Origin of the sequence: Dictyobacter arantiisoli (assembly GCF_008326305.1) — a bacterium.
Classification (GTDB): Bacteria; Chloroflexota; Ktedonobacteria; order Ktedonobacterales; family Ktedonobacteraceae; genus Dictyobacter; species Dictyobacter arantiisoli.
This window is the reverse complement of sequence record NZ_BIXY01000222.1, coordinates 1-1,647: the sequence shown is the minus strand read 5'-3', so window position 1 is coordinate 1,647 and position 1,647 is coordinate 1. Positions and strand designations below refer to the sequence as shown.

General features: G+C 55.4%; 2 protein-coding genes. One reads left to right on the top strand and one right to left on the bottom strand.

The features are described 5' to 3' along the window. On the bottom strand, positions 1-256 hold a 256-nt coding region (locus F1593_RS27920; RefSeq protein WP_149404824.1), incomplete at its 3' end, for a hypothetical protein. A 49-nt stretch (positions 257-305) separates the two neighbouring features. Between F1593_RS27920 and F1593_RS27915 the strand changes: the two genes are divergently transcribed. Continuing rightward, positions 306-1,637 (top strand): ISKra4 family transposase, encoded by a 1,332-nt coding sequence (locus F1593_RS27915; protein WP_149404823.1) that lies wholly within the window; start codon positions 306-308, stop codon positions 1,635-1,637. The last annotated feature ends 10 nt before the right edge of the window (positions 1,638-1,647 follow it).

The window sequence follows — 1,647 nt, the reverse complement described above, 5'->3', positions numbered from 1 at the left end:
GGGTGCCATTCATTTTTTTGCGCCGCCAAAATGGTAAAATAAAATGGTAGTAAGAAATTTCACCAAAAGAAAGGTGGGCGAGATCATGAATGCAGAAGACCTGGAAAAGCGTTGGCAGCAAAAAAGTCAAGAAGCCTTTCAGACGATTGCACAGTGGCGCCAAGGTCATCCCAAGGCCACGATGGCCGAAATTGAAACGGCCATCGATCAGCAGCTTGATCAAGTGCGGGCGCGGATCATTGAAGAGGTTGCCCAAGCGGAGATGCATCCAGAAGCCGAGCCAGAGCCCACACGGTGTCCTCAGTGTGGAGAACGCATGCATCGTCGAGGCACTCGCTCCCGCCGTTTGCAAACGCGAGGTCGTCAAGACGTCACACTCACCCGTCCCTACCTCGACTGTCCCGCGTGCGGGTACAGCTTTTTTCCCCCTCGATGAGCAGTTGGAACTGCCCTCAACAGCCCTCTTACCTCATGCGTATCAAAGTCTCGTACGTTTAGGAACCCATCTGCCTTTTGCGCAGGTCGTCAAGGAACTTCAGGCCCTGCTTGACATCTGCATCAGTGAGGCCACCGTCCGACGCTGCACCTTGCATACAGGGGTGATAGCCGAAGCCATTCAAACCGAGCAGGCCCATCCGCAGCAGACAAGACCCCGTTTTCCCTTGCCTCTAGCCACACCGAACGAGCAGATGGTTATGGGCAGTGATGGAGGCATGGTGCCCTTGAAAGGGGGCGTGTGGGCGGAGGTCAAAACGGCGGTATTTGCGCAGGTCGTGACTGAGACTGCCAGCAAGTCGGCTTCTGAAAAGGGGAAGACACACGATCATAGCTACTTTTCTCGGCTGACCGACGCTCACACCTTTGCCGACCTCGCATCTGCTGAAATTGCGCGACGAGGGATCACGATCGCGAAGAGCGTGTGTGCGATTCAAGATGGAGCTGAATGGCTGCAAGGCTTTGTTGATGGGCATCGCTGCGATGCCGTACGGATTTTAGACTTTGCGCATGCTGCCGAGTATCTGGGCCGGGTGGCAGAACAGGGGGAACTGGCAGGTCAGCATGTTCCCAAAGGCTGGCTCACGGTCATGCTCCATGAGCTGAAGCATCATGGGCCAACACGTATCATGAAGCATCTTGCTTGGTGGCAAAAGCACCGCCCGTTGCCGAGCGTCAGCGATGCCTTGCGCTACTTTGGCAAGCGGCTGGCCCAGATGGACTATCCCCAGTTCCAAGCCCAAGGCTGGCCCATTGGATCAGGGATGGTAGAAAGTGCCAACAAAGTGGTGATGCAAGCACGCCTGAAGGGAGCAGGGATGCATTGGGAACCGGGCAACGTCAATCCGATGCTCGCGTTACGTGGTGAGATGTGTAACGAGCGCTGGGAAGAGAGTTGGCAACATCAACAACGCTGGTGCAAAGATCAGCGGCATATGCAACGACGACAACAAAGCGAAGAGAAACGAGCACGATGTGCGCAAGAGCTGCGAGTGCGGATCGTGCATATCTGTCTTCGGTTGCCTTCCTCGACCTTTGCCCCACAACCTGCTCCTCGGAAGGGACGAACGGAGGGGCAAAAACGATGGGGAAGGCAAACTTTTTCGCGCCACGTTCTTCAAGAGGGCTCTGCAAAAAAATGAATGGCACCCT